The organism is Drouetiella sp. (genome assembly GCF_059504425.1).
On the sequence record NZ_JCACIN010000044.1, the window covers coordinates 1 to 3,718 of the forward strand.

Genomic DNA, 3,718 nt, shown 5'->3' on the forward strand with positions numbered 1-3,718 from the left:
GGCTAATGGTGAAGAGGCTTGCAGCATCTTCTTAAGATCTCAAATGGGTTCTATAAGACGTTCACTTTAGGTTTAGCCCTGGCTCCGACTACCAAGATGATGGCGGTGGGACTGATCCCGCACTCGCTAACGATACTCATCGAATTCCAGGCATACGCCCTCTTGATGTTTGGCGCATACATCCTCGGTCGGTCTTGGGTTCGCCCCGCAACGATCAGTGCGCGGAACCATCGGCAGGGTTACGTCCGTGGGCTACAACAGCTCGGTTGGCTGAGCCTGTCCACGCTCCCACTATTCATCGTCGGAGCGATCTGGGAGGCATTCTCGCTCCGCTACCTGGTTCATCCGCTTGCCCAATGGTTGTTGTAGCGCCTTCCACGGCGCGAGGGCGATTGGGGAAAAATGTAATTAATCGATTCAAATCTTACAGGTTGAAACTGATTTTATGAAGAAGCTAATTCTACTCGCACTGTTATGTACGGGATTCGTAGTAACTACGCCTTTTACGGCACAGGCACTAGATTCAGAAAAAATCGCTCAGTACGATCGCGACCAAAATCGTGACAACCAAAATCACGACAACCAAGATCGTGACAACGAAGGTCGTCGCTACCAAAGTGGCGATCGGCTGTTTATTGTTTATTACCGCAGCCATGACGATCGTAAGTGGATTTATGTGAGTAAGCACTACAATCGTCGCGCTGCCCAACGTGCTGCCAACCGACTGGAGCGGCGTGGGTATCGAATCCAAATTTTATGACAGAGCCGTTTCAAACTATGCGTTGCCAACACCTAAAGCTCGTGCCCCCATGTTCGGCGCAGACATCCTCGGTCGGTCTTGGATTCGCCCCGCCACCATCGGTGCTCGGAACCATCGTCAGGGTTACGTCCGTGGTCGGTCTCGCGCTGCTCTTTACCGCCCCTTTCGTTTCCGCTTGCTCGGAGTCCGCAGCAACTATACCTGCGATGCGCGAGCTTCAAAATTGATGGCGGCTTGGCTGCTTGAACAAGACGTAATCAAAGTTGTAATCCCTAAGCTCAACCAGGAAAACACGATGTCACAAAAACTCTCAGACAAAGTTGCACTTGTCACTGGCGGCACCAGCGGTATTGGTCTTGCCACTGCTAAGCGATTCGTTGCCGAAGGTGCCTATGTTTTTATCACGGGTCGTCGCCAGACTGAACTTGATGCTGCTGTAAAAGAAATCGGCAAAAGCGTCACGGGCGTTCAGGGCGATGTCTCAAAGCTGGCAGACCTCGATCGTCTTTACGCCACGATCGAGCAAGAACAAGGTCGCCTGGATGTGATCTTTGCTAACGCTGGCGTTGGCGAATTTGCCCCACTGGGTTCAATTACCGAAGAACACTTTGACAAAATATTCAACACCAATGTCAAGGGGTTACTGTTCACCGTGCAGAAGGCACTGCCGCTGATGCCAGAGGGCGCTTCCGTCATCCTGAATGCCTCCACTACTTCCATCAAAGGCACCCCAGCCTTCAGCGTTTACAGCGCCACTAAAGCCGCCGTGCGATCGTTTGCCCGCAACTGGATACTTGACCTCAAAGACCGCCAGATCCGAGTGAATGCGCTCAGCCCAGGTGTTACTCCGACTCCCGGTTACAATCTTCTGGGACTCAGTGAAGAGCAGCTAAAAGCATTTGTGGAGAGCATGGCTAGCACCATCCCATTGGGGCGAGTCGGCAAGCCCGACGAGATCGCTAAAGCCGTTGTCTTTCTCGCTTCAGATGACAGCAGCTTTGTCAACGGCATTGAGCTATTCGTCGATGGTGGCGTGGCACAAATCTAAAGGAGTGCTGGGTCCAATGCAGCAGACGGTCTAACGCCTCTAGTACTGCGTTCGAGTTTTCTTGCTGCATCTGCTTTGAGCCGTTGAGCGTTTCGGGTAATGTGAGGTGTAGAACGAATGACGGATAAACTTAAGCAGAACAAACAGACGGTCACAGCATTTTATGACCTAATGTTCAATCAGTGTCAGCCCGCAGAAGCCATCGAGAAATATGTCGGCGATATGTACATCCAGCACAACCCAGCAGTGGCCGACGGAAAGCAGGCTTTCATCGAATATTTCGAGAGGATGGCGAAAGAATATCCGGGCAAGTGCGTTCAGTTTAAACACGTCTTCGCTGAAGGCGATTATGTAGTTTTGCATTGCTACCAGCAATGGCCGGGAGACAACGACTGGGCGGGCATCGACATCTTCCGCCTAAATGACAAAGGCAAGATAGTCGAGCATTGGGACGTGCTACAGACTATCCCGAAAGCGTCGGCTAACGATAACACGATGTTCTGAACAGTTGAGTGTTGGTAGTGCGAAAGCCGGTTTATACAACGGTACGCCCAATAACGGTAGGCATCCGACCGCCGACACACTGTCTGTCATGTACATCAAAGACTTGGGGCAATGGCTGATGCCAGGCGTTTGTCGGCTTCACTGAGGAGAAAGACGCATCGGTAGAGAAACCGCTTCATTAAAGCATCCACTTGAACAGAGGAGAAGTTCAGATGTCAGATAAAAATAAAGCAATCTTAGAAGAAGCAAACGCGGCGATCGCTAAAGGCAACAATGAAGGATTCTTGTCGTTCTGTGCCGACGACACGAAATGGACGTTTGTCCGCGACAAGACCCTTAACGGAAAAGAAGCCGTTCGCCAATGGATGATAACAACGTACATCGAGCCGCCAAAGTTTGTGGTCGCTAACTTAATCGCTGAGGGTGATTTTGTCACGGCACTCGGCGACATCACAATGAAGGACGAAGACGGGAAGGCGGCTCATTATTCGTACTGCGATATCTGGCGTTTTCGCGACGGTAAAATCGTCGAATTAAGGGCTTTCGTCATCAAGACCTAGTCAACAAACCATCCATTCTCCATGATGGGTGGTTCTGCTAGTATGAGCAGCCTGAGATAATTTTCCTAAATAGAAATTAAAATATCTTTTTTATTTCATAAATCTACTGATGTTTACTATGCCTTATAAATGCGAGGAAATTGTGAGTTGTTTGCAATCTATTTTTTTAATAAAATCAATACATCAAAGCCTGTTCAGAACCTAGATACGCATCTTAAAATAGAGTGTTTTTAGGTGCAATTTATATATAAAAAACGCAAAAATTAACATCGTACTAATTTATTTTATGATGATATTTTTATCTGTTTCTATAGAGAGAGTGATTCATTTATTCTATTGATTAACTTTAAAGTATCGGTCGATTAATTAAACTCTAAATTTAATTAATCGACCGATACTTTAAAGTTAACATTGAATGGGAACTTATAGCCATGTCTAAAAATCAAAAAATCGGTCTAGAAGGACTGCTTCGTCCAGAAGATAGCATCCTGGTACTGATTGACCACCAGCCTTATCAGTTCACCAACTTGAACAGCCATGAACCGGCGATGATCATTAACAATGTTATTGGTCTTGCCAAATCGGCAAAGGTGTTCAATGTACCCACAATCCTGACCACAGTAATTGAAGAGAGAGGGGGTTATATCATTAAGGGACTACAGGATGTTTTTCCTGATCAAAAACCGATTAACCGCACTTTCATCAATACCTGGGAAGATCCAAACGTTACAGATGTAGTGAAGAAAAGTGGCCGCAAGCAACTTATACTTGCTGCGCTTTACACCGAGATCTGCTTAGTGGTGCAGAAAAGTAAATTGTTTCAAGAGAAAAAGGTTGTCACGCGCG

6 protein-coding genes and 1 pseudogene are annotated in these 3,718 nt (G+C 47.5%); all 7 read left to right on the forward strand.

All coding sequences use genetic code 11. The features are described 5' to 3' along the window. Positions 1–51: 51 nt before the first annotated feature. Positions 52–369, forward strand: a pseudogene (locus AC5JMP_RS10690) (stage II sporulation protein M); the annotation flags it as partial. 76 nt (positions 370–445) lie between these two features. Further along, a complete protein-coding gene (locus tag AC5JMP_RS10695; protein ID WP_495851447.1) occupies positions 446–760 on the forward strand; it encodes a hypothetical protein in 315 nt (104 codons plus the stop codon). 295 nt (positions 761–1,055) lie between these two features. Continuing rightward, positions 1,056–1,808: a glucose 1-dehydrogenase gene (locus AC5JMP_RS10700; protein WP_495851452.1), complete on the forward strand. Its 753-nt coding sequence runs from the start codon at positions 1,056–1,058 to the stop codon at positions 1,806–1,808. A gap of 117 nt (positions 1,809–1,925) precedes the next feature. Next, a complete protein-coding gene (locus tag AC5JMP_RS10705; protein WP_495851448.1) occupies positions 1,926–2,312 on the forward strand; it encodes a nuclear transport factor 2 family protein in 387 nt (128 codons plus the stop codon). Between the two features lie 4 nt (positions 2,313–2,316). Further along, complete coding sequence (locus AC5JMP_RS10710) at positions 2,317–2,457, forward strand: hypothetical protein (RefSeq protein ID WP_495851449.1); 141 nt, start codon at positions 2,317–2,319, stop codon at positions 2,455–2,457. A gap of 67 nt (positions 2,458–2,524) precedes the next feature. After that, a complete protein-coding gene (locus AC5JMP_RS10715) occupies positions 2,525–2,872 on the forward strand; it encodes a nuclear transport factor 2 family protein (RefSeq protein WP_495851450.1) in 348 nt (115 codons plus the stop codon). A 431-nt stretch (positions 2,873–3,303) separates the two neighbouring features. Beyond that, positions 3,304–3,718, forward strand: a 415-nt coding sequence (locus AC5JMP_RS10720) for an isochorismatase family protein (RefSeq protein ID WP_495851451.1), incomplete at its 3' end; no start/stop codon positions are given.

What these genes read in the sequence shown, in the direction of transcription:
- AC5JMP_RS10695 (WP_495851447.1), top strand. Translation starts at nt 446, where the DNA reads ATGAAGAAGCTAATTCTACTCGCACTGTTATGTACGGGATTCGTAGTA.
- AC5JMP_RS10700 (WP_495851452.1), top strand. Translation starts at nt 1,056, where the DNA reads ATGTCACAAAAACTCTCAGACAAAGTTGCACTTGTCACTGGCGGCACC.
- AC5JMP_RS10705 (WP_495851448.1), top strand. Translation starts at nt 1,926, where the DNA reads ATGACGGATAAACTTAAGCAGAACAAACAGACGGTCACAGCATTTTAT.
- AC5JMP_RS10715 (WP_495851450.1), top strand. Translation starts at nt 2,525, where the DNA reads ATGTCAGATAAAAATAAAGCAATCTTAGAAGAAGCAAACGCGGCGATC.